This is a genomic window from Niameybacter sp., assembly GCF_036655075.1.
Lineage (GTDB): Bacteria > Bacillota > Clostridia > Lachnospirales > Cellulosilyticaceae > Holtiella.
In genome coordinates this window covers 24,835-39,480 of record NZ_JAVVQU010000020.1, presented here as the reverse complement: position 1 = coordinate 39,480, position 14,646 = coordinate 24,835, and the positions used below count along the sequence as shown (strand labels likewise).

Below are 14,646 nucleotides of genomic sequence, written 5' to 3'. Positions count from 1 at the left end.
GGTTTAATAGAGGGTTAGAACGCTTATTCTAAGTGTTGAAGCAGGTCATCATCTAAAAAGTGAATGGCAACAATTTTATGTTCAACAAACTGAGCATCCCCCGAAACTGTAAGATGTATAGACTTAGAAGATAGGTCAGTAACGAGAAGCCTTAAGTCGAAATGATAGATAATAGGGCTTGAAAAATCTTTGGTGACGGTAACAGCTTCAAGCATAATCGTTTTGTGAGCAGCATGAGCAAGAAGATGATATTTATTTGCGTATTTTTGCTGTACAAAGGTTTCAAAGGCTTGTGGAGTAAAGTAAGAACTATAAGAGTCTGTAATCAGTTGTGCATTAGGGCCATTAAAAGCCTTTTTAGCCACTTTTTGAATCGTTCTAGGGTTAGAGTCTAGTGGGTGTTGTCGGTAGACTAAAAATAGGACAAAAAGCCCTAAGATGAAAAAAGCAAACATGATATTTTTTTTCATAGCATCACCCCTTTAATACTAATATATGTATTAAAGGGGTGATTGAGGCTTGATTTTTAGTTTTCTATAAACTGTTCCAGTAAAGTATAGGGCACTTGGGTACTTCCATACCCGGAACCTAGTTGAATCTGTGGCTTATTGTCACCGTGAAAATCACTACCACCTGTAATAATGAGATTATGACTCGTACAGTATTGAGTAAGACGATGGACTTCTGGATCATAGTGCTTTGGATAAATCACTTCTACACCATCTAATCCGTTATAACGGAGCTCGTCTAGCAGAGGAAGTGGATTATGATTTACAAACTTATAGATATAAGGGTGGGCTAAAATGGCTTTTCCACCCACTTCATGAATAAGGTCAATACATGTTTGAAAAGTTGGTGCAGCTTTTTGCACATAAGCAGGTTTACCAGGGGTAATATACTTTTCAAAGACTTCATCCATTGTCTGGGCATAGCCTTTGTTCATCATCGCACGTGCAAAGTGAGGACGAGCTATGACAGCAAGTTGGTCATGGGGGCCTAGGTCATCTTCGGTTAAGTCAAAACCTAATGCTTGCAATTTCTCAAGCATTTCCTGATTGCGTTTTTCACGAGCTTTTATAAAAGTTTTTAAAGTTTCGTGAAGAATGGGATTATTTAAGTCTAAGTTGAGCCCTAAAATGTGAATTTCTTTGCCATGATAATCAGCAGAAAGTTCAATGCCTGGAATGACTTCTAAGCCAAGGGGAGCACCTACTTGTTGGCATTCATGAACACCGACTACTGTATCGTGGTCTGTAAGGGCGATAGCAGATAAGCCAACTTCATGAGCCTTTATAGCAAGCTCACTTGGACTTAACGTACCATCTGATTTATTTGAATGAACGTGCAAGTCAATACGTTTCATAGATAACCTCCTTTAATAAAATTACTTTTATTTTAGCATACTTCCGATACCTTGTACGTAAAATGTATAAGAATGCCATATAATAAGGAGGAGAAAAATGAGTAAACATAAGAGTAAGAAAAAACTTAACATCAATGTAGGTGACCTTGGTATGACACTTTTTAAATCTAATCTTGTAGCATATGCGTTAACAGGTATCTTTATTATTTTTGCAACACTACTTATTACATATACCAATCTTGGACCCAATTTTGAAAAGTGGATTATCATTATAGGTACCATTGCATCAGCAGCACTTGTTGGGTATGACACAGCTAAGCAACAGGGGAAACAAGGCTATAAATGGGGATTGATTGGAGGGCTTAGTTATCTAATCATCTTTATGCTGATTGGAGTTGCAACAGGGGGGGCCAAAGGATTAGGCATTTCTTATGTAGTGATGATGATGGTACTTGTACTGATTAGCAGTGCATTAGCTGGCATGTTCTCTGTTGTAAATCAAAAATAATGCGTAGTTATATTTTCAAATATCTTAGGATATGGTATAATAATTGAGGTTTATAGCGAGGAGGGAAATGCAATGAAACACGTAAAAACACTTAACACTAAAAACTTAAAAAACAGTGCAGCTAAAGGTGGATGTGGCGAATGTCAAACATCATGCCAATCAGCATGTAAAACATCATGTACTGTAGGAAATCAAGCTTGCGAAAAATAAGTTTGAGTTTAATTAAGCTTTCAACTTCGGTTGAAAGCTTAATTCATGCTATGACCCTTTAAACCAGACCTTAAAATTCAACATATGCCTTACGACATAGAAAGGAAAAGAATATGATACATAAATTTAGATTTGAAGACTCCAATATTTTAATGGATATCCATAGTGGGTCAATCCACATTATTGATGATGTTGCATACGCAATCGTAGAAGATGTACTTGCCATGTCAAATGAGGATGTTGTAGCCAAATATGAAGCAGACTATGCAAAAGAAGAAATAGAAGAAGCAATTAAAGAGCTTAAAACATTACAAGTAGAAGGTATGCTTGATACAGAGGATTCATACAAAGACTTAGTACCAGCTTTCTTAGACCGTGAGCCAGTTGTAAAAGCACTTTGTTTACATGTAGCGCATGACTGCAACCTTAAATGCAAATACTGTTTTGCAGGTGAAGGAGAATACCATGGTGACCGTGGTATGATGACTTTAGAAGTAGGTAAAGCTGCCATTGACTTCTTAGCTAAAAATTCAGCACACCGTAAAAATATCGAAGTAGACTTCTTTGGCGGAGAACCACTTATGAACTTTGAAGTGGTTAAAGGTGTAGTAGAATATGCCAGAAGTATTGAGGCCCAAACAGGTAAAAACTTCAGATTCACAATGACTACAAATGGTGTACTTCTTAGTGATGAAATCATCGACTACTTAAATGAGCATATGTATAATGTTGTTCTTAGTTTAGATGGACGTCCAGAAGTAAATGACCATATGCGCCCAACAGCAAATGGTAAAGGAAGCTACGATGTGATCATGCCTAAGTTTAAGAAGCTTGTAGAAAAACGTGGTGGCAAACAATACTACATCCGTGGTACTTTCACACACCATAATACAGACTTTGCAAGTGATGTTCTCCATATGGCAGACCAAGGCTTTGACGAAGTATCAGTAGAACCAGTAGTAGCACCAGCTGACATGGACTATGCTCTTCAAGAAGGGGATATGGAAATGATCTGTAGTGAGTACGAACGCCTTGCAAAAGAAATGCTACGTCGTCATAAAGAAGAAGGCAAATGCTTTAATTTCTTCCACTTCATGGTTGACTTAACAGGTGGTCCATGTGTGCATAAACGTCTTGCAGGATGTGGTTCAGGGTCAGAATACCTTGCAGCAACACCAACAGGAGAACTCTACCCATGTCACCAATTTGTAGGTATGCCAGAATTCAAAATGGGCGATGTGTGGGAAGGTGTTGTAAACCACGAGCAACGTAAAAAATTCGAAAAATGTAATGTATATAGTAAACAAGAATGTACAGAGTGTTGGGCAAAATTCTTCTGTAGTGGTGGATGTGCTGCCAACTCTTACAACTTTAATGGAGATATTAACTCTACTTATGAAATTGGTTGTAACATGCAAAAGAAACGTCTTGAATGTGCGATTGGTTTAAAAGCAGAATTAAGTGAATAAACACTAGGAAGATTTGACTAAAAAGAGTATAAATTATATAATAAATTTAGTGAGTTTAAGGCACGAAGGAGGAAAAAGGAATGAATAAAGGCAATCAAAAGCTAAAAAGTATCATGATCTTTGTACTTATGTTAGTTGTAGCAGCCGGTCTTTCATATCTTGCTTACTTTGGGCTTGGGGAAAAGAACACATTTGGTATTGAAAATATCAAACTCGGACTTGACCTTCAAGGTGGAGTAAACATTGTTTATGAAGCAGCTATCGAGAATCCAACAGAATCCGATATGGCAGCAGCAGTACAAATGATTCGTACAAGGTTAGACAAAGAGGGGTACACAGAAGCAGATGCTTCGCAAGAAGGAAGCAACCGTATTCGTGTAGATATTCCAGGGGTAGAAGATGCACAAGCAGCAATAGAAAGTATTGGTGCAGCAGCAATGCTTAAATTCTTTGATGAAGCAGGAAACGAAGTTTTAACAGGTAAAAACATTAAAGAAGCAACAGCTCAAATCACGACCAATAATATGGGTGCTCAAGAGCCAGTGGTATCTATAAAAATGGATGATGAGGGAACTAAACTTTTCTCAGAGTTTACAAAAAATAATATTGGAAAACCCATTATTATCATGTTAGACGACCAAGTCATTAGCTCAGCAACAATTAGATCTCATATTACAGATGGAAATGGTATGATATCAGGTGGTTTTACGCCAGATGGCGCAAAACAATTAGCGGAGCGTATTAATGCAGGTGCGCTACCATTTGCGCTTAAGGATATTTCTTCAAATGGTGTAGGAGCAAAACTTGGTATGGGTGCCTTAGAGACAAGTATTAAAGCAGGTTTAATCGGCTTTATCTTTATCTTAGTATTTATGCTCGTACTTTACAGATTTAGCGGGATTGCAGCAGATATTGCACTTCTTATCTATGTGGGACTTTTAATGATCGTGCTTAGTTTAATGGGTTCAACACTTACTTTACCAGGTATTGCAGGGATTATCCTTTCAATTGGTATGGCAGTAGATGCTAACGTTATTATCTTTACACGTATTAAGGAAGAGTTAAAAGTAGGTAAAACTGTACGCTCATCTATTGATGCAGGTTTCAACAAAGCCTTCAGTGGGATTTTAGATGGTAATGTGACAACACTTATTGCAGCAGCAGTACTTTATACATTAGGTACTGGGGTTATTAAGAGTTTTGCAACAACACTTGCGGTAGGTATTGTGGTATCTATGTTTACAGCACTTGTTATAACAAGATTATTGCTTAAACTTCTAGTAGGTATGGGTATTGATAAACCAGTTTTATATGGTGTCAAACAAAAGGCTGAAGAGGGGAGAGCATAAGCGATGAATAATTTAAAAGTTATCGAAAGAAGAAAGATATTCTTCACACTTTCTGCAGTCCTCATTCTTATTGGACTTCTAGCAATGCCATTTAATGCAGCACGTGGACAAGGTATGCTTAACTATGATATCGAGTTTAAAGGTGGTTCAGTTATGCAGGTGGATTTGGGTGTAGATGTAGATCCACAAACAGATATTTTACCACTTGTAAATGAAATCTTACCAGAGTCCGCAGCACGTATTCAAAAGGTAACAGGTGAGACACAAATTATTATTACAATGCAGCCAACTACAGCAGAGCAAAGAACAAAGTTATACGATGCTTTAGCTGAAAAATATAACCTAACAGGAGAAAAAGGGGATATTCTTTTAAAAGATGACAACTTCTCTCCAACAATCAGTCCAGAATTTAAAATGAAAGCGTTACAAGCTGTTGCACTTGGTGCAATCTTAATGCTTATTTATATTTCATTTAGATTCAAAGACTTTAAATTTGGTGCAAGTGCTGTACTTGCCCTTATGCATAACGTATTAATTATGTTAGGGGTCTATGCGTTATTTAGAATTCCTCTTAATAACACATTTATTGCAGCTATGCTTACTATTATTGGGTACTCTATTAATGATACAATTATCATTTTTGACCGTATTCGTGAAAACAAAGGTAGAATCAAGGGCAGTGACGAAGAAGTTATTGACATGAGCGTTGGACAAACTATAACACGTTCAATCAATACATCTATTACAACTTTAGTCATGGTTGTACTTCTGTACGTATTTGGTGTATCTTCTGTTAAAGAGTTTGCTTTCCCACTTGTAATCGGTATTATTGCAGGGACATATTCATCTATTTTCATTGCCAGTCCACTATGGTATGAAATGAGAAAGTTCCAAAGAAACCGTAGCAAAGACAAAGCAGCTACAACAAAAGCTAAAAAGAAATAATTCTTAAATTATATAATTTATACAACAGTAAAAGCGTCCAAAAACTAAGTTTTTGGGCGCTTATTTTTTCAAGGGTTATAGAGGTAGAAAAGAAATATCGTTTATAGAAATTTTATATTTGTATGTTTTACGCTTGAACTTGATAAAGAAGCGAAAGATTATAATGAAGAGGTGAGCATAGAGCTTAAAAACTTTCCTATAATAGAGATCAAATTAAAAGAGATATTCAATTTTGAATGGAATAGAAAGTAAATAATAGGTGCCAGTGGTGAATTGGGGCTTTTTTTATTTGGAAAGTGACAAATATAAACTGGGCGAGGGAAGAACTCACTTGGAGATATACGCAAGATTTATAAATGTATAAAAAAGTATATAAAAATTCTACAAACTTATTGACTATATAAGAGCATCAGATTATAATAATAAAGGTAGTCCAATGTACTTGTAAAAAGTAATCTTATGTACCATTGAGCAAAGTATTGCTAGTACTACAATATATGGATCGTTAGCTTAGTTGGTAGAGCATCAGACTCTTAATCTGAGGGTCCTGGGTTCGAGTCCCAGACGGTTCACTAAAAATAAGAGAAAGCACAAACTTAGAAGGATAAAAGTTTGTGCTTTCTTTGCATTTATCAAGACTTAGATAGCTTTATATCAAAGATTTGATTAGGAGTGTTAAAAGATTAATCACAGTTCTTGGAGTAGTCTATTTGGAAAAGTATGAATATAGAATAAGAAATAACAGACTATTCATGTATTTAAACTGTTATTTATATATTTAATGAATTATGATATACTATTGTTGATAAAAACATGTATAAAAGTATATATAAAAGTATATATAGGAGAGGTGTAATTAGAATATATGACAGATTAGTTAATGTATAACCAGAGACTTATAGCGTAAATTAAGTAGTAAATAAATCTAAAAGGAAGAATTAAACGGTTCCATTTATTTCATATTAATCCAATGAATTAGGTTTGCAAAGTGAGGAGAATGAAACGATGAATAGTTATAATAAATTAATGAGTTATAGAGATGATTTTGAGGGGAACTATTGGAATCAGATGGTAGAGGTCAATAATCCTAAGAGAGAAACAAAAAACGCTTATTGGGAAGAACGAATATTTAGTGAGTTGAGGGTAGCTATGGAGTTAGCGCTTACTAAAAATAAAGATAACTACAAAGAGCAGCTAGAACATGCATCCCATATTTTATTAAAAAAGAAGAAAGAAAATGGCTATATTACTAAAGAAGATGTTATAGAAGTTGAAGGAAGTCTTACTCATATAGGAAAAGAGTTACGTGAGTATACGGTGCATTGCGTAGGACATGCACATATTGATATGAACTGGCTATGGGGATGGCATGAGACAGTATCGGTTATAATTGATACATTTAAAACAATGCTACAACTTCTGAAAGAGTATAAAGATTTTACATATTCACAGTCTCAGGCATCTACCTATAAAATTATTGAAGAGTATTGCCCTGAAATGATAGAAGAAATTAAAAAATATGTACATGAAGGAAGATGGGAGTTAGCTGCTTCTACATGGGTGGAAAATGACCGTAATATGTCTAATGGGGAGAGTTTTGCAAGACATATTTTGTATACAAAAGATTATTTATCAAAGCTATTTGATATAGATGTAGATATGTTGCAGTTGGATTTTGAGCCAGATTGTTTTGGTCATTCTGCTCATATTCCAGAAATCTTAAAAAATGGTGGTGTGAAATATTATTATCATTGTCGTGGACTTGATGAACAGACATTATACAAATGGCAAGCACCATCAGGAGCAAGTGTACTTTCTTATAGAGAGCCTATTTGGTATGGGAATTCAATTACAGGAAATGCCTTGATACATGTACCTAAAATATGTGAAGACTTAGGGCTAAAGGATAGTTTATTTGTATACGGAGTAGGAGATCATGGCGGTGGACCTACACGAAGAGATATTGAGAAAATGAAGGATATGAATTATTGGCCCATTTATCCTACTGTGAAATTTAGTACATATCATGACTATTTTAAAACAGTAGAGCCTTTCGAAAAGAATCTTCCAGTAGTAGATCATGAACTTAACTTTACATTAACAGGATGTTTTACTTCTTCTTCTCGTATTAAGATGGCAAATCGTTATAGTGAAAATACTTTAGCAGATACAGAATATGTAAATGCTTTATCTCATGTATTATTAGATAGACCTTATCAAAAAGACGCTTTAACAAAAAGCTGGCATAAAACATTATTTAACCAGTTCCATGATGTGTTACCAGGTTGTGGTATTAACTTTACTAGAGAATATGCTTTAGGAGAATTTCAAAATATCATGGCAAAAGCGAATACAATACGTAAAGCAGAATTAGAGTATATTGTAAGCCATATAGATACTCAAGGAATTGAGGGGGGAGAGAAACATTTAGGAGAGACAGCAGAGGGTGCTGGTGTAGGAAATCATCCAGCGCGTATGATTGGTAATACCGGTGTTTCATTCAATTTAGGGTTAGCACAAACAGCAAGATATGGCGGAGAAACAAGATTATACACGTTGTTCAATCACACTGCTTATGAAGCAACAAGGTATGTGGAACTATTGATTTGGGACTATAGATCAGATGTGGACGAATTAGAGATATTTAATTCTAAGAATGAGTTACTTCGTTTTGAAAAATTAGGACAAGATTATAATCAATATTGGGGGCATTGGTACACTAAAGTATTATTAGAGGTGAAGTTGCCAAGCTATGGATATGATACGATTCGTGTAACACAAAATAGTTCAATCAGCAGACAATCAGCATTAGTAGAGGATAGACGTACAAATGAATATTTGGATTATGTATTAGAAAATGAGTATGTAAAAGCTACATTTGATGTGGATACCCTAGTGCTCAAATCTCTATACAATAAAGAAGAACAAGTTGAGTACCTTACAGAAGAAGGAGCAGATTTTAATTATATTAAGGAGGATGCTACTGAGGCTAATGCCTGGATTGTGGGTAACTATGTATCTATTAATCAAGTGAAGAAAGAAGTTACTAAGATTAAGATGAGTAAAGGTGAAGTTGCTCAATCACTTAGTTATGTATTAGAAATAGGCGTATCACGTCTCCAGGTTACAGTATCACTTGAAAGAGAAGCAAAGAATGTGAAGTATCATGTAGAGGCAGTGTGGAATGAAATTGGTGATGAAAAATATGTCCCTCAACTGAACTATAAAGTAAATATCAAAATGCATACCGGTGAGTTTATTTATGATGTACCAATGGGTAGTATAAAACGTGGAATATTAAAAGATGATGTACCGGCTATTTACTATGGAATGGCATATTGTGAAGAAAATCAGGGGATTTATATTGCTTCGGATTCAAAATATGGATATAGAGGGTTAGAAAATAGTTTAGCACTTAGTCTCTTAAGAAGTACTCAAAATCCTGATACACATCCAGAAACAGGAACACATGTTTTTGAATTCAGATTAGGATATGGAACAGTGGAAGAAGCTCAAAAAACGGGTATACTTCTTAATCATGCAGTAGATGTGATTAACTGTAAACCGGCTCAAATAGGTACACTCCCACAAAGCCAATCTTTCTTTAGTATAAAAGGAGAGGGTGTTGTTATAAGTGCTATCAAAAGAACTGAGAGTGATGAAAAAGCATGGATTGTGCGTTTTTATGAAACAAGTGGACAATCAAACTTCGTTAGTGTAGTGTGTCCAGAGCATGTAGTAGAGGCACATGAAGTAGACTTCTTAGAAAGAAAAATAGAAGCAGAAGCTATGAGAATTGAGAGTAATAAGATTACTGTAAAAACAAAACCATATCAAATTAAGTCATTAAAAGTTAGATTTTGAGTCACTAAAAATTTAAACAAAAAATTTAAGCAAGCTTAGGAGATAGATAAGATGATACAAAACCCTATTTTGCCAGGATTTAATCCGGATCCATGTATTTGTAGGCGGAATGATAATTATTATTTAGCGACGTCTACATTTGAATGGTTTCCAGGCGTTGCAATTTATTTGTCCAAGGATTTGAAAAATTGGAAGTTGCATACTCATGCTTTAACAGATGAAAGAATATTAGATTTAAGAAGATTAGGGCCTTCTAAAGGTGTATGGGCACCTTGCTTAACTTGGTGTAAGCAAGATGGGTTGTTCTATTTGGTGTACAGTATTATGCATTCTACGTCAGCACAGTTTTTTGATATTGATAATTATGTTATTACAGCACCAGAAATTGAAGGACCATGGAGTGAACCTGTTTATCTCAATTCATCAGGATTTGATCCTTCTATGTTTCATGATGAGGATGGAAGAAAATGGGTAACTAACCTAGAGTGGGAATCAAGACAAGGCTATGAGCAACCAGGTATTATTGTAATTCAAGAGTATAGTACACAAGAAAAACGATTAATAGGTACACCAATACGAATCTGGAGAGGTGGGACAGATCGCGGATGTGTAGAAGGGTCACATATCTATAAAAGAGGAGAATATTATTACCTTATGTGTGCAGAAGGTGGGACGGGGTATGGTCATTGTGTAACCATGGGTAGATCAAAAACTATCCTTGGAGAATATGAACCAGACCCAATGAATCCCATTTTAACATCTACCGCTCATGACTTTTATAGCAGACATGATTCTTGGCATCTTAAGCCTTATCTTTATAATCCCAATAGTGAACTTCAAAAATCCGGACATGCATCTTGGATAGAAACACAAAATGGAGAGAACTATTTAGTGCATCATAGTAGCAGACCTTATAAGCCTGAATTAAGATGCACATTAGGGAGAGAAACATGCATTCAAAAAATGTATTGGACAGAAGATGGATGGCTTAGGCTAGAAGGTGAAGGTAATCTCGCTCAAATACAAGTGCCTGAGGCTAACTTAAAAGAACATATATGGGAAAAAGAAGAGGAAAGAGATAATTTTGATCAAGGGTGGAATATCAACTATTATACGCCTAGAATATCCCGAAAAGGTTGGGCGGAAGTTATAGAGGAGAGACAATGTCTTAGACTAAGAGGGCAAGAATCTTTAAATTCATTGAATCGTGTGAGCTTTGTAGGTAGGAAGATGACTGCATTTAATTTACAGGTGTCTACCTGTATTGATTTTACCCCTAAGTATTTTCAACAATCTTCAGGTTTAGCAGTGTATTATGATAATTGTAATTATCTTTATTTTAGAATTTATCACAGTGAATCGTTAGGTGGAAAAGCCTTAGGTATTACAAAAGTAGATCAAGGCAGAAAAGATGAAAATAAATCACATAGGATTTTATTACAAGAAGATAGAAAGATATACCTTAAAATTACTATTAGAAGTGGATGGATTAGAGGTTACTTTAGCTATGATGATGTCAAATGGGAGCGTATAGGAGATGCATTTGATAATTCATTGTACTCGGATGATTACTGTGATGGGTTTACAGGGGCATTTATAGGGATGTGTTGTATTGATAGTCAAAATAGAACACAATACGCTGATTTTGATTACTTTGACTACAAAACGAACTAATTATGTATTTAAGCATGTTTCAATAGTTAGATAGAGAAATGAAAAAACCATCACTGCCGAGATTCGATAGTGATGGTTTTTTTGTAAGCGTACTCTCAAACACGTCTCGTTTTAAATGATATATTTTCATATGCTATCTTCAAAACATTGGAGGTAGCATATATGCAAGTTGGCAAAGTAGAAGATGCATGGCAGCTCACAACGAAAGCACTTGACCAATTTGAAAGTAACTTCTGGCTTGCAACGATAGCAGGTAAGTTATGTAGAGATAGTGAAAAGTATGAAGAGGCTTTCGAGTATTGGAAAAAAGCTTATACGCATGAACCGAAACAGATATGCCTCTAGAGCGTATTGAAAAGCTTCTTGGAAATACAAAATGAATAGGTAAACTAAAATTTAGGTAACAAAAAGAGGACAAGTAACTTTTACTTGTCCTTTTCCTAAAACCCTTAGCGATTAAGCCTTTTGTTGATATCAGTTTGACGATCAGTAGAATCTTTCATAAAGCCCTTCATTAATGTCTCAAAATCTGCAGGTGGAATTTCTTTCTTAGGTGGTCTTGATGGACCTGGTTTTGCATTTTTCATAGAAAGAGAAATTTTACCGCTTGTAGCATCGATTGATAAAATCTTTACTTTCACAATATCGCCCACTTTAACAGCGTCAGCTATATTCTCTAAAAATCCATGAGTGATATGAGAAATGTGAACGAGCCCTTGAGTTGTTTCGTCTAATGAAACAAATGCTCCAAATGCTTTAACACCTGTTACTGTACCCTCAATAATTTGTCCTACTTGAAATTTTTCAGTCATGATAACACTCCTATTATAGTAAATAACGTATAAATTATATCACATGAATAAAAGCATTGTATAGATATAAAAATAAATAAAGACTAATAAAAAATATGTTATAATAATAATACGAAGCAGAGAGGGTGAAAAAGTATTGTTACCAAATAGATATAAGTGGCATAGAAAAGAAGAATCAAGACAAGGAAATATCGTTAATAAAGTTTTGTATAGACGTGGAATCCAAAATGTAGAAGAAATAGAAGACTTTTTAACACCCTCAAAGGCAAATTTAAATTCTCCCTATTTGCTCAACGATATGGATAAGGCTGTACAACGTATTGAGCAAACTAAACTTGCCAATGAGCATATTGTCATCTACGGAGATTATGATGTAGATGGTGTAACAAGTACATCTATTTTATATATGTTTTTAAGTGAACAAGGATATAGTGTCTCTTATTATATTCCTAATCGAACGGAAGAAGGATATGGACTTAATGTTGGTGCAATTGAAAAGATTAGTAAGTATGCAAGTTTAGTCATTACAGTGGATACAGGAATTGCAGCAACAGGGGAAGTAGCCTTCGCAAAAGAATTAGGATTAGATATGATTATTACAGACCACCATGAATGTCAAGAGATACTACCTGATGCACTTTGTGTGATTAATCCTAAGCGGCACGATACTACATATCCGTTTGATAGCTTAGCTGGAGTAGGGGTAACCTTCAAACTTATCCATGCTATTGCCCTTAAGGAAAATGTAGAAGATAAAATATGGAAATACATTGATATTGTAGCACTCGGTACGATAGCAGATGTAGTCCCTTTAGAAAAAGAAAATCGTGTGATTACGTATTTAGGATTTAAACAAATGAAAGAGACTGAGCATTTAGGCTTAAGAGCACTCTTAGAAGTTGTACAAAATGGAGAACTGAAGATTACTTCCAATGTGATAGGTTACCAGTTAGGGCCACGTATCAATGCAGCAGGACGTATTAGTGATGCTAAGATAGGTGTAGAGCTTTTGACAACAAAAGACCAAGAGCGTGCTAAATCTATAGCAGAAGCTTTAGACTTAGAGAATAAAAAGCGTCAAGAGATGGAACAAGAAATTTTAAAAGAAGCAGAGGCCTATATAGAGGCTCATGTAGATACGAAGCATGAAGACATCATCATTGTAGCGGGCAAAGAATGGCATCATGGGGTAATTGGAATTGTAGCTTCTAGAATATTGAACAAGTACTACAAACCGACCGTTGTACTTACTTTAGAAAATGGTATTTATTCAGGGTCTGCACGTAGTGTAGAAGGCTTTAACATCTTTGAAGCACTTAACTATGTGAAGGGGCATTTGACAAGGTTTGGAGGACATGAGATGGCAGCAGGCCTATCTTTAGAAGAAGATAGGCTAGAAGCCTTTTGTAGAGATTTGAACACCTATGGCAAAACTCAATTAAATGAAGAATTATTGACACCAGGCCTTGAGATTGACTTAGAATTAAAGCTAGAAGAGATATCCATAGGGGTATGTGAAGAACTTGAGCAAATGGAGCCCTTTGGCGTTTGCAACCCAACACCACTTTTTGCAGTAAGGGGATTAGTTCAATACGCTCAAAAAATTGGTGGTGACAAGCATTTAAAACTGGCGATTCAAAGCAATCATACAGTCTTACATGCCATTGGGTTTGACAAAGGTGAACTGGCAGATTGTTTAAGTGAAGGGGAGGAAGTCATTGTAGCTTGTGAAATTAGCAAAAATGTATGGAATAACAAAGTCTCCGTTCAACTACGCATTAAAGATGTCATGTCTTCAGAGCAGGCTATTTTAAAGAGTAAGTATTATCGTGCGCTTTATGAAGTGTGTAAGGAGCCTAAGATGCCCAATAAGCTTGAACTAGTAAAGGCGGTAGACGCTGAGCCTACTGGTTTGTCCGTATTTACAGAGAAAAGCTTGATGGAAATATTTACCTCCCTAAGTAAACATGAAAAAAAAGTTACTATCTTATCTAAAATATGCTATAATGATTTTTGGTCTTTACAAGAGGCACCAGCTATTTTTGTGATGCCTAGTAAAGCTCATATGCGTAACAGTAGATGTTACGAGTGGGATTTTACAAGTGAAGGAACCTATAGGTGTTTGAATACCTCTTTGGAACAACATACTTTGCAAATATCTAAAATGGTACCTAGTTATACAGACTGCAAGTCAGTTTATAAGTACTTGAAGCATCAAAATAGTAGTGTCTATTTACACAAGATAGTGGAAATGTTTATGAGTTATGATATGACAGAATACAAACTGTTACAGATATTAGACATCTTTACAGAGCTTGAGCTTATAGCTTATGAGCTTGTAGAGGAAAAAGTTATCTATACCTTATTACAAGGCAACAAAACAAAACTCGAACACTCAACACGTTACATGAGGTTGCAAGATTTTGCACAAAGTATGAAAAAGAGGTAAACA

At 35.4% G+C, this 14,646-nt stretch carries 12 protein-coding genes and 1 tRNA gene; 10 read left to right on the top strand and 3 right to left on the bottom strand.

The features are described 5' to 3' along the window. Positions 1-23: 23 nt before the first annotated feature. Positions 24-470: a hypothetical protein gene (locus tag RRY75_RS07270; RefSeq protein WP_332491786.1), complete on the bottom strand. Its 447-nt coding sequence runs from the start codon at positions 468-470 to the stop codon at positions 24-26. Between the two features lie 56 nt (positions 471-526). Next, complete coding sequence (locus RRY75_RS07265; protein ID WP_332491788.1) at positions 527-1,363, bottom strand: PHP domain-containing protein; 837 nt, start codon at positions 1,361-1,363, stop codon at positions 527-529. 97 nt (positions 1,364-1,460) lie between these two features. Here RRY75_RS07265 and RRY75_RS07260 point away from each other — a divergent pair, with 97 nt between their 5' ends. The 9 genes from RRY75_RS07260 to RRY75_RS07220 all read left to right on the top strand — a co-directional run bounded on the left by RRY75_RS07260 (position 1,461) and on the right by RRY75_RS07220 (position 11,727). Continuing rightward, complete coding sequence (locus RRY75_RS07260) at positions 1,461-1,871, top strand: TIGR04086 family membrane protein (protein ID WP_332491790.1); 411 nt, start codon at positions 1,461-1,463, stop codon at positions 1,869-1,871. A 72-nt stretch (positions 1,872-1,943) separates the two neighbouring features. Continuing rightward, complete coding sequence (gene scfA, locus RRY75_RS07255; protein ID WP_053986115.1) at positions 1,944-2,081, top strand: six-cysteine ranthipeptide SCIFF; 138 nt, start codon at positions 1,944-1,946, stop codon at positions 2,079-2,081. A gap of 113 nt (positions 2,082-2,194) precedes the next feature. Continuing rightward, positions 2,195-3,550, top strand: coding sequence for a thioether cross-link-forming SCIFF peptide maturase (scfB, locus tag RRY75_RS07250; protein ID WP_332491795.1), 1,356 nt, complete (start codon positions 2,195-2,197; stop codon positions 3,548-3,550). A gap of 80 nt (positions 3,551-3,630) precedes the next feature. Then, positions 3,631-4,899, top strand: a complete 1,269-nt coding sequence (secD, locus tag RRY75_RS07245; RefSeq protein ID WP_332491797.1) for a protein translocase subunit SecD — start codon at positions 3,631-3,633, stop codon at positions 4,897-4,899. Between the two features lie 3 nt (positions 4,900-4,902). Next, on the top strand, positions 4,903-5,844 hold the full coding sequence (gene secF, locus RRY75_RS07240) for a protein translocase subunit SecF (protein ID WP_332491798.1): 942 nt from the start codon (positions 4,903-4,905) through the stop codon (positions 5,842-5,844). Between the two features lie 499 nt (positions 5,845-6,343). After that, a tRNA-Lys gene (locus RRY75_RS07235) sits at positions 6,344-6,416 on the top strand. A gap of 433 nt (positions 6,417-6,849) precedes the next feature. Further along, positions 6,850-9,708 carry a glycoside hydrolase family 38 C-terminal domain-containing protein gene (locus RRY75_RS07230; RefSeq protein WP_332491800.1) on the top strand — a complete coding sequence of 953 codons (2,859 nt, stop codon included), beginning with the start codon at positions 6,850-6,852 and terminating at the stop codon, positions 9,706-9,708. Positions 9,709-9,759: 51 nt separating this feature from the next. Continuing rightward, positions 9,760-11,382, top strand: coding sequence for a glycoside hydrolase family 43 protein (locus RRY75_RS07225; protein WP_332491802.1), 1,623 nt, complete (start codon positions 9,760-9,762; stop codon positions 11,380-11,382). A 162-nt stretch (positions 11,383-11,544) separates the two neighbouring features. Further along, positions 11,545-11,727 (top strand): tetratricopeptide repeat protein, encoded by a 183-nt coding sequence (locus RRY75_RS07220; RefSeq protein WP_332491803.1) that lies wholly within the window; start codon positions 11,545-11,547, stop codon positions 11,725-11,727. Between the two features lie 104 nt (positions 11,728-11,831). Here RRY75_RS07220 and RRY75_RS07215 read toward each other — a convergent pair whose 3' ends face one another. Then, on the bottom strand, positions 11,832-12,194 hold the full coding sequence (locus RRY75_RS07215) for a S1 RNA-binding domain-containing protein (RefSeq protein ID WP_332491805.1): 363 nt from the start codon (positions 12,192-12,194) through the stop codon (positions 11,832-11,834). Between the two features lie 136 nt (positions 12,195-12,330). Between RRY75_RS07215 and recJ the strand changes: the two genes are divergently transcribed. Further along, positions 12,331-14,643: a single-stranded-DNA-specific exonuclease RecJ gene (gene recJ, locus RRY75_RS07210; protein WP_332491806.1), complete on the top strand. Its 2,313-nt coding sequence runs from the start codon at positions 12,331-12,333 to the stop codon at positions 14,641-14,643. The last annotated feature ends 3 nt before the right edge of the window (positions 14,644-14,646 follow it).

What these genes read in the sequence shown, in the direction of transcription:
- RRY75_RS07270 (WP_332491786.1), bottom strand. Translation starts at nt 470, where the DNA reads ATGAAAAAAAATATCATGTTTGCTTTTTTCATCTTAGGGCTTTTTGTC.
- RRY75_RS07265 (WP_332491788.1), bottom strand. Translation starts at nt 1,363, where the DNA reads ATGAAACGTATTGACTTGCACGTTCATTCAAATAAATCAGATGGTACG.
- RRY75_RS07260 (WP_332491790.1), top strand. Translation starts at nt 1,461, where the DNA reads ATGAGTAAACATAAGAGTAAGAAAAAACTTAACATCAATGTAGGTGAC.
- scfA (WP_053986115.1), top strand. Translation starts at nt 1,944, where the DNA reads ATGAAACACGTAAAAACACTTAACACTAAAAACTTAAAAAACAGTGCA.
- scfB (WP_332491795.1), top strand. Translation starts at nt 2,195, where the DNA reads ATGATACATAAATTTAGATTTGAAGACTCCAATATTTTAATGGATATC.
- secD (WP_332491797.1), top strand. Translation starts at nt 3,631, where the DNA reads ATGAATAAAGGCAATCAAAAGCTAAAAAGTATCATGATCTTTGTACTT.
- secF (WP_332491798.1), top strand. Translation starts at nt 4,903, where the DNA reads ATGAATAATTTAAAAGTTATCGAAAGAAGAAAGATATTCTTCACACTT.
- RRY75_RS07230 (WP_332491800.1), top strand. Translation starts at nt 6,850, where the DNA reads ATGAATAGTTATAATAAATTAATGAGTTATAGAGATGATTTTGAGGGG.
- RRY75_RS07225 (WP_332491802.1), top strand. Translation starts at nt 9,760, where the DNA reads ATGATACAAAACCCTATTTTGCCAGGATTTAATCCGGATCCATGTATT.
- RRY75_RS07220 (WP_332491803.1), top strand. Translation starts at nt 11,545, where the DNA reads ATGCAAGTTGGCAAAGTAGAAGATGCATGGCAGCTCACAACGAAAGCA.
- RRY75_RS07215 (WP_332491805.1), bottom strand. Translation starts at nt 12,194, where the DNA reads ATGACTGAAAAATTTCAAGTAGGACAAATTATTGAGGGTACAGTAACA.